The organism is Rhodococcus sp. OS5 (assembly GCF_056837585.1).
Window position 1 is genome coordinate 4,672,702 of record NZ_CM166368.1, and the last position, 13,141, is coordinate 4,685,842.

Annotated in this window: 13 protein-coding genes; 6 read left to right on the forward strand and 7 right to left on the reverse strand. The window is 63.0% G+C overall.

The window, feature by feature from the left end; translation table 11 throughout:
- Positions 1 to 26: 26 nt before the first annotated feature.
- Positions 27 to 803, reverse strand: a complete 777-nt coding sequence (locus ACVZUB_RS21595; RefSeq protein WP_042448972.1) for an ABC transporter permease — start codon at positions 801 to 803, stop codon at positions 27 to 29.
- A 36-nt stretch (positions 804 to 839) separates the two neighbouring features.
- A complete protein-coding gene (locus ACVZUB_RS21600) occupies positions 840 to 1,835 on the reverse strand; it encodes an ABC transporter ATP-binding protein (RefSeq protein ID WP_080726601.1) in 996 nt (331 codons plus the stop codon).
- Positions 1,836 to 1,932: 97 nt separating this feature from the next.
- Between ACVZUB_RS21600 and ACVZUB_RS21605 the strand changes: the two genes are divergently transcribed.
- The gene (locus tag ACVZUB_RS21605; RefSeq protein WP_482627751.1) at positions 1,933 to 2,901 is read left to right on the forward strand and encodes a helix-turn-helix transcriptional regulator; all 969 of its coding nucleotides are present in this window, start codon (positions 1,933 to 1,935) and stop codon (positions 2,899 to 2,901) included.
- A gap of 96 nt (positions 2,902 to 2,997) precedes the next feature.
- Here the strand turns inward: ACVZUB_RS21605 and ACVZUB_RS21610 are convergent, their stop codons facing one another.
- Positions 2,998 to 3,201 (reverse strand): cold-shock protein, encoded by a 204-nt coding sequence (locus ACVZUB_RS21610; RefSeq protein WP_003946232.1) that lies wholly within the window; start codon positions 3,199 to 3,201, stop codon positions 2,998 to 3,000.
- Positions 3,202 to 3,515: 314 nt separating this feature from the next.
- Here ACVZUB_RS21610 and ACVZUB_RS21615 point away from each other — a divergent pair, with 314 nt between their 5' ends.
- Genes ACVZUB_RS21615 through ACVZUB_RS21625 form a run of 3 tightly spaced genes read left to right on the forward strand, consistent with a single transcriptional unit; the run spans position 3,516 to position 6,908 of the window.
- Positions 3,516 to 3,725 (forward strand): heavy-metal-associated domain-containing protein, encoded by a 210-nt coding sequence (locus ACVZUB_RS21615; RefSeq protein ID WP_003946267.1) that lies wholly within the window; start codon positions 3,516 to 3,518, stop codon positions 3,723 to 3,725.
- A gap of 7 nt (positions 3,726 to 3,732) precedes the next feature.
- Positions 3,733 to 4,647, forward strand: a complete 915-nt coding sequence (locus ACVZUB_RS21620) for a hypothetical protein (protein WP_064074038.1) — start codon at positions 3,733 to 3,735, stop codon at positions 4,645 to 4,647.
- Positions 4,647 to 6,908 (forward strand): heavy metal translocating P-type ATPase, encoded by a 2,262-nt coding sequence (locus ACVZUB_RS21625; RefSeq protein ID WP_003946240.1) that lies wholly within the window; start codon positions 4,647 to 4,649, stop codon positions 6,906 to 6,908. The genes ACVZUB_RS21620 and ACVZUB_RS21625 overlap by 1 nt, the downstream gene beginning before the upstream one ends.
- Before the next feature lie 58 nt (positions 6,909 to 6,966).
- Here the strand turns inward: ACVZUB_RS21625 and rsmA are convergent, their stop codons facing one another.
- From rsmA to ACVZUB_RS21640, 3 genes are read right to left on the reverse strand one after another with little or no spacing between them, the layout of a single operon-like run.
- On the reverse strand, positions 6,967 to 7,866 hold the full coding sequence (gene rsmA, locus ACVZUB_RS21630; protein ID WP_003946263.1) for a 16S rRNA (adenine(1518)-N(6)/adenine(1519)-N(6))-dimethyltransferase RsmA: 900 nt from the start codon (positions 7,864 to 7,866) through the stop codon (positions 6,967 to 6,969).
- Positions 7,867 to 7,875: 9 nt separating this feature from the next.
- Positions 7,876 to 9,003, reverse strand: a complete 1,128-nt coding sequence (locus ACVZUB_RS21635; RefSeq protein WP_007729017.1) for a resuscitation-promoting factor — start codon at positions 9,001 to 9,003, stop codon at positions 7,876 to 7,878.
- Between the two features lie 31 nt (positions 9,004 to 9,034).
- Entirely contained in the window at positions 9,035 to 10,159 is a 1,125-nt protein-coding gene (locus tag ACVZUB_RS21640; RefSeq protein ID WP_482627752.1) for a transglycosylase family protein, read from the reverse strand.
- 236 nt (positions 10,160 to 10,395) lie between these two features.
- Between ACVZUB_RS21640 and ACVZUB_RS21645 the strand changes: the two genes are divergently transcribed.
- Together ACVZUB_RS21645 and ACVZUB_RS21650 are read left to right on the forward strand one after the other, a co-directional pair.
- Entirely contained in the window at positions 10,396 to 11,844 is a 1,449-nt protein-coding gene (locus ACVZUB_RS21645) for an amino acid ABC transporter substrate-binding protein/permease (protein ID WP_003946214.1), read from the forward strand.
- A complete protein-coding gene (locus ACVZUB_RS21650) occupies positions 11,841 to 12,608 on the forward strand; it encodes an amino acid ABC transporter ATP-binding protein (protein ID WP_003946239.1) in 768 nt (255 codons plus the stop codon). The genes ACVZUB_RS21645 and ACVZUB_RS21650 overlap by 4 nt, the downstream gene beginning before the upstream one ends.
- A 36-nt stretch (positions 12,609 to 12,644) precedes the next feature.
- Here the strand turns inward: ACVZUB_RS21650 and ACVZUB_RS21655 are convergent, their stop codons facing one another.
- Positions 12,645 to 13,070: a DUF6578 domain-containing protein gene (locus ACVZUB_RS21655; RefSeq protein ID WP_054780871.1), complete on the reverse strand. Its 426-nt coding sequence runs from the start codon at positions 13,068 to 13,070 to the stop codon at positions 12,645 to 12,647.
- Positions 13,071 to 13,141 lie beyond the last annotated feature (71 nt).

Sequence of the window (13,141 nt, forward strand, 5' to 3'; positions counted from 1 at the left end):
CCCGTCCGACAGCCAGCACACCCACGCTATTTCACCGCGCGCACACCTACGCCCAGACCGACCACCGCCACGCCCAAGGCGGCGACGATTCCTGCCAGAACGCTGCTCGACGCGAAGTCTCCGGCAAAGAGTGCCCGCTCGGCGTCTACGACGTAGCCGAGCGGATTGATGTTCACGAGGACCTTCATCCAACCTGGTGCGTCCTCGAGTGGAAGCATGGTTCCCGACAGGATCAGGAGCGGGAACATCAGCGTCTGCTGAACGACCCAGAACATCCAATCCTGCTCCCGCACAGCCAGAGCGAGAGCGTACGAGAGCGCACCGAGTCCGACGCCGAACACTCCCAGCAGGACTATCCCGAGCGCGGCTCCCGCTGCATTGACGTCCAATCCGAGCGGAAGTGCGACAAGAATGATCAGAATCGCCTGCGCGGCAAGCGGAACCATCTCCTTGCACGCTCGCCCGATCAACAAGGACGAGCGTCGGAGCGGAGTCACCAACATTCGCTCGTGCGATCCCTGCTGCATCTCCATCAGGAGGTTGGACCCGGTCATCGTCGTTCCGAAGATCGCGATCATCACCAACACACCGGGAATGAACCAATTCCATACGCCGTCACCGGTACCCGGAACCCCTTTGAGCAGAGGCCCGAACAACGCCAACAGGATCAGCGGCTGGATGAGGCTGAAGATGACGCTGACCGGGTCGCGCAACATCGGTCGCAGCTCACGGCCCATCACGATTGCGCTGTCTCGAACGATGTTGCCGTGCACGGTACGTGGGGTATCGAGTGTGATTGTCATGGCGGATTCCTGTTCGTCGAAGTTCTTTGTCGTGTTTCAGGAAGCGACCGCGGCGGCGCTCTCGCGCAGGCTGCGGCCGGTGAGAGTGAGGAAGACGTCGTCGAGAGTCGGCCTGGTGATGTCGGCAGTGAGTGCGCGGGCACCACGGGCATCGGCTTCACGCAGCAACACCGGTAGCGTCGAATCACCCTCGCCGGCACGGATACTCACCGAACTCGCCTGGACGGTGACGTCACGCACAGTGACAAGTCGCTCGGCCACCGACGCTGCGACGGCGGCCGCCTCGACGCTGTCGAAGGTGAGCAGAAGATGATCCCCCGCAAGATCCGCTTTGAGTGCAGCGGCGGTGTTGTCCGCGATAACAGTGCCCTCGTCGATGACGATGACCCGCTCTGCCATCGAATCCGCTTCTTCGAGGTAGTGCGTGGTCAGCACGATCGTGGTGCCCATCTCGCGCCGCAGCCGGAGGATGTGGTCCCAGAGGTTGGCCCGACTCTGCGGGTCCATGCCCGTGGTCGGCTCGTCGAGGAACAGGAGCGGTGGGCGATGGACCAGGCCCAGAGCGATATCGAGCCGCCGTCGCTGCCCGCCGGACAACGTACTGACCTTTCGAGTGCCCAACTCGGTGAGTTCGAGATCACGCAGCAGCTCGTCGGCCCGGACCTGCGAGTCACCCTTGGGCATTCCGTAGCACAACCCCTGCGTCACCAACTCGTCGCGAACTCGCTGGTTGTGGCCGGCTCCGTTCCCCTGTCCGACGTATCCGAGGCTCGATCGCACCTCGTTTCGTGCCGCAGCGATGTCAAATCCTGCGATTCGCGCGCTGCCGGACGTGGGCTCGAGCAAGGTGGTCAACATGCGCAACGTCGTCGATTTCCCGGCGCCGTTCGGCCCCAGCAAGGCAACCAACTCACCCTCCGCTACGTCGAGAGTGACTCCCTTGACTGCTTCCACGAGTTTCTTGCCCTGAGCGAAGTGCTTGGTGAGCGCCTTCGTCTCGATCATCGGTCTGCCGTCGTTGATGCGACTCATGACGTGGCCCCAATTTCTTCTCGACTGGTCGGATGTGGACCAACCTAAATTCAATTGAGGACTCATACGGTCCTAAATGTTTGGCAGACTTCTGGCCATGAAGGAGACATCGGCTCGCCTACTGCGGTTGCTGTCACTGCTCCAGACGCGTCGAGACTGGTCCGGTGCCGAACTCGCAGACAAACTCGCGATCACCCCGCGCACGGTTCGACGTGACGTGGACCGCCTCCGCGATCTCGGCTATCCGGTCGACGCGACAGTCGGAGTCGGTGGCGGATATCGCCTGGGTGCCGGCGCGGAGATGCCCCCGCTACAGCTCGATGACGAAGAAGTGCTCGCGGTGGCACTTTCACTGCAGTCCGGAGCGCCCGGCTCTGTGGTCGGCATCGGCGAGGCTTCGATGCGCGCGCTGGCGAAGCTGCGGCAGATCATGCCGTCGAGGCTGCGACACCGTCTGGAGTCGCTGTCGATCGATGTCGTGCCACGCGAGCCCGCCGCGAGCGCAGTCGATGCGTCGGTCTTGTCCGCCATCGCGTCGGTGTGCCACAACCACGAACGCCTGCGATTCGATTACAGCACTCACGACGGCACCCAGAGCCGGCGCGAGGTGGAACCGTACCGGCTCGTACGGTCGGGTGTCCGGTGGTATCTGGTGGCCTGGGATCTCGCTCGCGAAGACTGGCGATCATTTCGCGTAGACAGAATGGAACCCAAGATCCCCACCGGCCCACGATTCGTGCCGCGGGAACTACCCGCCGGTGGTGCAGCAGACTTCGTTTCCCGCGGTGTCGCTCGGGCCTATTCCTCCACGCGCGCAACCGTTCTACTGCATGCACCCATCGAGCAGATAGCACCGATGGTCAACGAACAGTGGGGATCGGTGGAGTCCACCGACGAAGGGCGTTGCGTCATAGTGCTTTCGGGCACTTCTCTGCGATCGATCGCACACTGGCTCAGAGCTTTCGACGTCGATTTCACCGTTGTGAATCCACCTGAACTCCGCGAGGAATGCCGCACGATCGCGGCGGAAACGGCAGTCGCCACTCAGCGGTATCTCGATGCATGACAGCGTTTTTCACCCAAATACAACAAGACCCCAACTCCGAAGAGTTGGGGTCTTGTCAGTACGTCATGCGTCGGTTGCCCGACTCACATGGACGTCTTAGACGATGGTAACGCCGGTGGCCTGCGGGCCCTTGTTGCCCTGACCGATCTCGAACGCCACGCGCTGGTTCTCCTCGAGAGTGCGGAAGCCGCCACTCTGGATCTCGGAGTAGTGAACGAAGACGTCAGCACTGCCGTCTTCGGGAGCGATGAAGCCGAACCCCTTCTCGGAGTTGAACCACTTCACGATGCCCTCTGCCATGTAAATCTCCTCTAACACAGTGTCAACAGGCAGTCGCTTCGACCGCCCGGGTCACTTACTACGACCGTTCTGAGACAAATCCGTGGAGGATGTCCAAACGCTCGCAACCTAACCATTTGCGAGCGTGGAAACACAAACACAAACACTTACGACCAACACAAGTAGACCACACATCCGCCGTGTTGTCTTCCTTGAGGCCTTCATCACTGCCCAGCCCGTTGACAGGCATACCCCCTGGGGGTACCTTCGATTGCAGAGCGATACCTACACCGGGTATCCGTAAAATAAGCTTTCCACAACCGAAGGGATCTGCGATGACCACCGCCGAATACACCGTTTCCGGAATGACCTGCGGACACTGCGTCGGATCCGTCAAGGAAGAGATCGGCAACATCGCGGGAGTAACCGCGGTGGATGTCGAACTGGCGAGCGGACGCGTCGTTGTCACCAGCGATGCTCCCGTCTCCGCAGCCGACGTCGTCGCAGCAGTCGACGAAGCCGGCTACGCAGTCGTACCAAGCTGAGTCAGCCGTGCGCACCTCGACAACACTTGCCGCCTACGCCGTAGGGCTGGTCGCCGTCTTCGGCGCCGCCCTCGGCGTGGGGGCCGCAATCGGAAGCCCGATAGACATGTCCACCACCCAGCACAGCACCCACGAATCAACCACCGAATCGATGCCAGGCATGGATTCGGCAACACCTGCAGGTCTCGAAGTCTCTTCCGGCGGATACACACTCACCGATGTGACCGCACCCGGTCGAGCTGGGGAGCCGGGAACCTTGACCTTCCGGATTCTCGACGACACCAACACGCCCGTCGTCGATTTCGACCTCCTGCACGAGAAGAAACTCCACCTCATTGTCGTCCGAAACGACACCAGCGAATTCCGCCACGTACATCCGTCCCTCGCTGCAGACGGCACCTGGTCGATCGACTGGGCCTGGCCCGCCGCCGGCACCTACCGAGTCTTCGCGGACTTCGATCCCACCGACGGCACCCAACTGACACTCGGCCGAAACTTCGACGTGGCAGGCGAATTCACTCCTGCGCCGCTACCTGAGAAGAGCGCGACCGCAACCGTCGACGGATACACCGTGACTCTCGACGGTGATCTGACCACTGCCGGCGGCCCGATCACGCTGAGCGTTGCTCGCGACGGAGCCCCGGTCACCGATCTCGATCCGTACCTCGGTGCCTTCGGTCACCTCGTTGCCCTGCGCACCGGCGACCTCGCCTACCTGCACGTGCACCCCGAAGGCGAGCCAGGCGACGGCGTCACAGCTCCTGGTCCGGACATTTCCTTCCACGCACAGGCACCGAGCGAAGGCACATACCGACTGTTCCTCGACTTCCAGCACGAAGGCGTGGTTCGGACCGCCGAATTCACTGTTGATGCAGGCACTTCCACGGCTTCAGTTCCAGACAATCACGAGGGAGGGCACTGATGACGTCACCGACTGCGGTCGACAATGCTGCCAACTCGAGCAGCGTCGAACTCGCGATCACCGGGATGACCTGCGCCTCCTGCGCGTCACGAATCGAGAAGAAGCTCAACAAGATCGACGGCGTCACAGCCACCGTCAACTACGCGACGGAGAAGGCCAAGGTCACCTTCCCGGACGGGGTACCCGTCGAAGATCTGGTCACTGCCGTCGAGAACGCCGGTTATTCCGCCGCGCTCCCCAAGCCGCCCAGCGCGCCGGACACCGTCGACCCGGATGCGGAAACCCCGCAGGATCGTGATCTGCGCGAGCTCCGTACCCGCCTGATCATCTCGACTCTTCTCTCCGTGCCGGTCATCGCTATGGCAATGATTCCTGCGCTGCAGTTCGACAACTGGCAATGGCTCTCCCTCACACTGGCCGCACCGGTCATCGTGTGGGCGGCCCTCCCCTTCCACCGGGCTGCCTGGGTGAACCTGCGTCACGGCGCGGCCACGATGGACACGCTCATCTCGCTGGGCACCATCTCGGCCTTCGTCTGGTCGCTCTACGCACTGTTCTTCGGCACTGCGGGCGAAGCCGGTATGAAGCACGCCTTCCGGCTGACGGTCGACCGGATGGACGGCAGCGCCAACATCTACCTCGAAGTTGCCGCGGGCGTCATCACGTTCGTGCTGGCCGGACGCTACTTCGAGCACAAGTCCAAGCGCACGTCCGGCGCCGCACTACGCGCACTCATGGAACTCGGTGCGAAAGACGTCGCGGTATTGCGCAACGGCGTCGAAGTACGAATCCCCGCCGAAGAACTGGCAGCGGGCGACTCCTTCATCGTCCGGCCCGGCGAGAAGATCGCCACCGACGGCATCATCACCGAGGGCCGCTCAGCCGTCGACATGAGCATGTTGACCGGCGAATCCGTGCCGGAGGAAGTCGGTGTCGGGGACACTGTCGTCGGCGCCACCGTCAATGTCGGTGGAACCTTGACCGTCGAGGCAACCCGGGTCGGGAGCGACACCCAACTCGCCCAGATGGCGGCACTGGTCGAAGACGCCCAGAACGGCAAGGCCGAAGTTCAGCGCCTCGCCGATCGGATCGCCGGTATCTTCGTGCCGGTCGTCATCGCGATTGCCGTTGCGACACTGGGCTACTGGCTCGGTACCGGTAACCCCATCGAGATGGCCTTCACCGCTGCGGTCGCCGTGCTGATCATCGCGTGCCCCTGTGCCCTCGGATTGGCAACGCCCACAGCCCTGTTGGTGGGCACGGGTCGCGGAGCTCAGATGGGAATCCTCATCAAGGGACCCGAGGTGCTCGAATCGACGCGCGCAGTCGACACCGTCGTGCTCGACAAGACGGGAACCGTCACCACCGGTCAGATGACATTGCTGGACACCGTGGTGGGCGAAGGAACAACCGTCGACGAGGTCCTTCGGCTGGCCGGCGCACTCGAACATCGCTCCGAGCACCCCATCGCCGCAGCGATCGCGAAGGGTGCGACCGAAGCCGTGGGCGAATTGCCTACGGTCGAGGATTTCGTGAACGTCGCCGGGCGCGGCGTGCAGGGAATGGTCGACGGTCACGCCGTCGTCGCGGGCCGAGACGCGCTGCTCGCCGACTGGTCGATGCCGTTGCCGGAAAATCTCCGCGAGGCGAAGGCTGCAGCAGAGAAGGCCGGGCGCACCGCAATCGCGGTGGGCTGGGACGGCAAGGCGCACGGCATCCTCGTGATCGCCGACGCGGTCAAGGACACGAGCGCCGAAGCAATCGCGCAGTTGAAAGCACTCGGCCTCGAACCGGTTCTGCTGACCGGTGACAACGCCACCGTTGCTCGCACTGTCGCGGATCAGGTCGGGATCAGCACCGTCTTCGCCGAGGTCATGCCTGCGGACAAGGTCGACGCCGTCAAGAAACTGCAAGCGGAAGGACGCGTCGTGGCCATGGTCGGCGACGGCGTGAACGACGCGGCAGCCCTGGCTCAGGCCGATCTCGGCCTGGCGATGGGCACGGGTACCGACGTTGCGATCGAGGCCAGCGATATCACTCTGGTGCGAGGTGACCTGCGGTCGGCAGCCGATGCAATTCGACTGTCCCGCAAGACGCTCAAGACCATCAAGGGCAATCTGTTCTGGGCATTCGCCTACAACACGGCTGCGATCCCGCTGGCTGCGGCCGGCCTGCTCAACCCGATGCTAGCCGGTGCCGCAATGGCATTCAGCAGTGTGTTCGTGGTGAGCAACAGCCTGAGGTTGCGGCGGTTCAAATAAGGGGGCAAGCCCCTGTGCGCGGTTAGGGAGTCCCTGCACTCCTTAACCGCGCACGGGGCTATTCGCCTCCAGCCAGCCGAACGAAGGCTGCTGCGTCGAGCATCTCACCACGCGTCTGTGGCTCGATGCCGGCAGCGAGGAGCCGTCGTTCGGCCTCGGCAGGCGAACCTGCCCAACCGCTGAGCGCGGCACGCAAAGTCTTGCGGCGCTGCGCGAACGCGGCGTCGATCGCCGCAAAAACCTGCTTGCGGTGCTTCTCGTCCATCGGCCACGGCGGCTCCGCGTACCGATCGATACGAACCAGTCCTGACTCGACCTTCGGCACCGGCCAGAACACGTTGCGTCCGACTGCACCGGCGCGGCGAACCTCGCCGAAGAAGTTGGCCTTGACGCTGGGAACGCCGTAGATCTTGCTTCCCGGATCAGCCGCCAGGCGATCGGCAACCTCGGCTTGCACCATCACGAGTGCGGTCCGCAGACTCGGAAGCGACGCGAACAGGTGCAACAGCACCGGCACCGCGACGTTGTACGGCAGGTTCGCGACAAGCGCGGTCGGCTCGCCGGGAATCTGTGAAGGCAGCACACGCATCGCGTCGGCTTCGACGACGGTCAGTCGATCGGCCAGTTCCGGCGCTCGCTCGGCCACCGTCTTCGGCAGGCGAGCCGCGAGGTTGGGATCGATCTCGACCGCGATGACCCGATCGACGACGTCCATCAGCGCCATCGTCAGCGAACCGAGACCAGGCCCTACCTCGAGAACGACGTCGTCACGTGTCACGCCTGCCGTGGTGACGATGCGCCTCACGGTATTGGCGTCGTGAACGAAGTTCTGCCCCAACTGTTTCGTGGGCCGGACACCGAATTCCTCGGCAAGAGCGCGCACCTCGACCGGACCGAGCAGGGCTGCCTGCCCGCGCGGAGTAGCGATGGGTTCGTTCGATTGTTCGGCGTCTGACACCAGTAGAACTTATCCCAGTCCGAGGCGACCCGAGCACGACGGCCATGCGCCCCAGCCCTGAGTGCGCTGGGTCTGTGTCGCAATCGCGATCTGTTCTTCACGGGTGGCGAGGTCGGCGCGGGGCGCATACTTCAACCCGCCCTGTCGTTCCCAGGTGTTCTGATCGAACTGCACGCCGCCGTAGAAACCGTTGCCGGTGTTGATGGCCCAGTTACCGGTGGCCTCGCACTGTGCGAGCGCATCCCACGTCGAACCGTTCTCCACGGGCGGCACCTCGGTGCCCGGCTTCGTTCCGACACGCACGACCTTCGGCTGCGCCGGTGTGGTGATCGTCTCCGAGACCTGGGTACGTCCGGCTTCGACACCGTTGACGAGATTCACGGCGAACGTCACGTCACGCACGCCGGGCACGCCCGGGTTCTCGACGATCGTGCGACTCTGGTTCATCGTCGGATCCTCGATGCGCTGATCCGGCGGATCGAGCGGCAAGGTCTCGACCTTGTTCTCGGTGCGGTTGCGCGTCACCGTGACCTCCAGGCCCTCGGTCAGTGGAGCGTCGGCGGCGGGAACCACCGTGTCCGACTGCTCGAGCGGAGTGCCGTTGGCGGTAAGGAACTCCCCGACCGTCGGCGCCGCGATACGCACGTCTGCTGCCGCGTTTGCGCCGTCGACCAGTTTTGCGACGACCGGTGTCAGCACGTCGAGCGCGGCGCCGTCCAGCGGAAGACGCTGCGAGCGCGAAGCCGACACGTGCACATCCGCCGCGACGTCCAACTGCTTCAACGCGTCGTCGACGGTCAAGGCAGTGGTCCAGAGCTTCTGCGGCTGACCGTCGACCGTCAGCGTGATCTCACGGGCACGACGGAGCACCACGGTGTCGCCGTCGGACAGCGAAGCGTCGGCCGCGGGAGCAACTGCATCCTTGTCACCGATCGGGTAACCCGCGTCCTCGAGAGCGCCGTCGACGTTGGTCGACATGGTGCTCAGGCGAATCTGCTCACCGTCGACATCGAGAGTGATGGTCTTGTGCCGGACGACGGCCAGAACACCACCCACGAGAACCGTCAGGAGAAGAGCGGCGATCGCCGAGTACAACAACGGCGACCTGGTCGAGTTGATCTTGGCGAACGGTGACATCGGTTCCTGTGTTCTGTGAGGTGTGAGCGCGTCAGCGCAGGCCCAATTTGCTGGTGCAGGACGGCCAAGCACCCCAGCCCTGACCGGCGCGGACTTTCTCGCCGATCGCGATCTGCTGTTCACGTGATGCGAGGTCGGCGCGAGCTGCGTACTGACCGCCGCCGAATGCTTCCCAGGTGCTCTGGGTGAACTGAAGTCCTCCGTAGAAACCGTTGCCGGTGTTGATGGCCCAGTTTCCGGTCGCCTCGCACTGAGCAATGGCATCCCACGTCGACGCGTTGGACACAGCGGGAGCGGAAGCCTGCTTGGTACCGACCTTCACCACTGCTGCGACCGGTTCCTTGATCACGGTCGCGGACAGTTCGGTTCGTCCGGCCTCGACGCCGTTGACGGTCTTGACCTCGACGGTGGCCGTGCGCTCACCCGGAACACCCGGGTTCTCGACGACGGTCTTGTCCTTCTCCAGCTCGGGATCCTCGACCTTGTTCTCCGGCGGCGCGATCGGCTGCGTCTCGACGCGAATGTCCGTGCGGTCGCGAGTGACCTGGATGGTCAGGCCGTTGGTAACGGGTGTGTCGGCGGTGGGAACCACCGAGTCGGCCTGCTCGAGCGGCGCATTCTTGGCCGCGAGAAGATCGCCGACGGTCACGGCGGCGAGCTTGACCTCCGCCGCGGGAGCACCACCGTCGCTGACGCTGACGGTCTTCGGGCTGACGACGTCGAGCTCGGTCCGTTCGAGCGGCAGACGATGCGAGCGCGAAGCCGAGACTGCGAAGTCGTCGGAAACATCTACCTGCTTCAATGCCTCGTCGACCGTCAATGCGGTGGTCCAGATGGTGGTCGGCTGACCGTCGACGGTCAGAGCCAACTCACGGGCACGGCGCAGTACGACGGTATCGCCATCGGACAGGGAGGAATCGGCACTGGGTGCGAGCGCGTCCTTGGGATCGACCGGGTATCCGGCGTCCTCGAGAGCGGTACCGACACTGCTCGACATCGTGGACAGCGAAATCATGTCGCCGTCGACGTCGAGGGTGATCGTCTTGTGCCGAACCACGGCGAGCGCACCCCCGACGATGAGCGTCAGAAGCAACGCACCCACCACTGAATAGAGAAGTGGTGACTTCGTGGAGTTGATCTTGGCAAAAGGCGACACAGGAAATCCCAAGGCAGACGACGTTCGATCACAATACGGTAACGACCGAGCGTTGTATCGGCAACCAAATCACAACGAAATGCGACTTTTGTCACGGAACGGCAACGGCGTGTCGTGTGTTCTGCACTTTCCGGCTCCGATACCCGTGTATCGATTCAGCTCTGGGCGCAGTATGTTCTCGTCTGGTTCAAAGCAGTCCGGCGATCCCGGGCGCGACAGAAGAAAGCTGGGCGATAGTGCGAAGAAGATTCGACAGACCACGTAATGCCAGGTGGCCGATCCTGGCCATCCTGCTGGCGCTGATCGCAGCGCTGTTCGCCCCCGGAATCGCGAGCGCGCAACCCGGCCGCACCTACACGATCGCCACCGATCTGACATTCGCCCCGTTCGAATTCGAGAACGAAGACGGCAAACTCGTCGGCATCGACATCGACCTGCTCAATGCGATCGCCGAGGACCAAGGCTTCAAGGTCGACATCAAGCAGCTCGGCTTCGACGCGGCCCTTCAGGCCGTGCAGGCCGGGCAGGCGGACGGCGTCATCGCGGGCATGTCCATCACCGACGCCCGCAAGCAGGTGTTCGACTTCTCCGACCCGTACTTCGAGTCGGGCGTGCAGATGGCGGTCCTCGAGACCGACAACGACGTGAAGTCGTACGAGGATCTGAGGGGCAAGCGCGTCGCCGTCAAGAACGGCACCGAGGGCGCCAGCTTCGCCGAGTCCATCAAGGACCAATACGGCTTCACCACAGTCTATTTCGCCGACTCCGCCAGCATGTACGACGAGGTCCGCACCGGGAACTCCGTCGCAGTCTTCGACGACTACCCCGTCCTCGCCTACGGCATCACACAGGGCAACGGCCTCAAGACGGTCACCGAAAAAGAGGTGGGCGCGAGCTACGGCTTCGCAGTCAACAAGGGCCAGAACGCCGAACTGCTCCAGATGTTCAACGCCGGACTGCAGAACCTGCGCGACGACGGCCAGTACGACGAAATCGTCTCGACCTACCTCGGTCAGGGCGCGTCGACGTCGGACAACTCCATCATCGGCTTGATCAAGAGCACCTACCCGCAGCTTCTCAAGGGCCTGTGGTTGACGATCGTTCTCTCCGTCGTCTCGATCGCGATCGCTCTGGTCCTAGGCGCGATCTTCGGTCTCTGCCGCGTGTCCACCAACATGTTCGTCCGAGGTATAGGCACAACCTACGTCGACATCTTCCGCGGCACACCGCTGTTGGTGCAGGCATTCTTCATCTACTTCGGCATCCCGGCAGCCCTGCATTTCCAGATGTCCGCCTTCACCGCAGGCATCATCACGCTCTCGCTCAACGCCGGCGCGTACATGGCTGAAATCGTCCGCGGCGGCATCCTGTCCGTCGACAAGGGACAGATGGAGGCGTCACGAAGCCTGGGCATCAGCTACATGAAGTCGATGCGAAAAGTCATCATGCCGCAGGCAATTCGCACGATGATCCCGTCGTACATCAACCAGTTCGTGATCACCCTCAAGGACACGTCGATCCTGTCGGTCATCGGACTCGCCGAGCTCACTCAGACAGGGCGCATCATCATCGCGCGCAACTTCCAGTCGTTCAACATGTGGCTGATCATCGGCGTCATGTACTTCATCATCATCATGGCGCTCACCAAGCTGTCGAACCGCCTCGAGAAGAGGATCAACAAGTGACCGAAACAGCCGTCAACATGGGCAAGTCCGCCACCGAGGTCAAGATTTCGGTCAAGGGACTGAAGAAGTCGTTCGGCGACAACGAGGTCCTCAAGGGCCTGGACGTCGACATCAAGAGCGGTGAAGTGGTCTGCGTCATCGGGCCTTCCGGTTCCGGCAAGTCGACCTTCCTGCGTTGCCTCAACCGCCTCGAAGACATCACCGCCGGATCCGTGCGCGTCGACCAGTTCGACCTCACGAACAAGGATGTCGACATCGACAAGGTGCGCCAGCACATCGGGATGGTGTTCCAGCACTTCAACCTGTTCCCCCACATGAGCGTCGTCGAAAACGTGATGCTCGCTCCGGTGCAGACCGGGCGATCGACCAAGGAGCAGGCTCGCGAGATCGCCGTCAAACTGCTCGGCCAGGTCGGTCTCGCGGAGAAGGCAGATGCCAAGCCCGCCAGCCTGTCCGGTGGGCAGAAGCAGCGCGTTGCCATCGCCCGCGCACTCGCGATGAGTCCGGACATCATGCTCTTCGACGAGGCCACCAGCGCCCTCGACCCCGAAATGGTGGGTGAGGTTCTGCAGGTGCTGCGCGACCTCGCCAAGCAGGGCATGACCATGGTCGTCGTGACCCACGAGATGGGCTTCGCCCGTGAGGTTTCCGACCGAGTCATCTTCATGGCCGACGGATACATCGTCGAAGAAGGTAAGCCGGAGAGTCTGTTCGGCAACCCCCAGCAGCAGCGCACCCAGGACTTCCTGGCGAAGGTTCTCTAGGGGCAAGCCCCCTGTGCGCCTTTTTGGTAGTGGGGACTACTGGAAAGGCGCACGGGTGGTGGCCAATTCGACGACCAGCCCGGTCTCGATCCGATTCTGCGGCTCGAAGTCGAAGTCGCCGAACCTTCGGAACCACCGAGGACTGGCCTCGACCCTTCGATAGGTCTCGCTACCTTCGACGGGCAACCACATGCGTGGACTTCCGACTTCCTCGTACGTCGTCGTGACCACGAGAATCCCGAGCACCACACCCGTGGTCACGACTCCCGACGCCGGCATCCCGCCGTGAACCCAACCGTCGAACGCGTCGTCCTGCGATCGCGGTGTCAATGTCCACGAGCATTGTTCACCGACTACAGGAAACGGTCCGCAGCACTCGACTTCGACCGCGTCGACATGAACGCTGACGATCTGGACCGAAGAGTCGACCGGCGTCGGCTCAGTGAAGCTGTGCGCCTTCATTCCCTCCCGGGATGCGAGAAATTCGCAGCGCTCGCGCCGGATCGAGAGGACTGTTCGTCTATGTGTTCGAC

Coding starts and splice junctions, on each gene's coding strand:
- ACVZUB_RS21595 (WP_042448972.1), bottom strand. CDS start 803: ATGACAATCACACTCGATACCCCACGTACCGTGCACGGCAACATCGTT.
- ACVZUB_RS21600 (WP_080726601.1), bottom strand. CDS start 1,835: ATGAGTCGCATCAACGACGGCAGACCGATGATCGAGACGAAGGCGCTC.
- ACVZUB_RS21605 (WP_482627751.1), top strand. CDS start 1,933: ATGAAGGAGACATCGGCTCGCCTACTGCGGTTGCTGTCACTGCTCCAG.
- ACVZUB_RS21610 (WP_003946232.1), bottom strand. CDS start 3,201: ATGGCAGAGGGCATCGTGAAGTGGTTCAACTCCGAGAAGGGGTTCGGC.
- ACVZUB_RS21615 (WP_003946267.1), top strand. CDS start 3,516: ATGACCACCGCCGAATACACCGTTTCCGGAATGACCTGCGGACACTGC.
- ACVZUB_RS21625 (WP_003946240.1), top strand. CDS start 4,647: ATGACGTCACCGACTGCGGTCGACAATGCTGCCAACTCGAGCAGCGTC.
- ACVZUB_RS21635 (WP_007729017.1), bottom strand. CDS start 9,003: ATGTCACCGTTCGCCAAGATCAACTCGACCAGGTCGCCGTTGTTGTAC.
- ACVZUB_RS21655 (WP_054780871.1), bottom strand. CDS start 13,070: ATGAAGGCGCACAGCTTCACTGAGCCGACGCCGGTCGACTCTTCGGTC.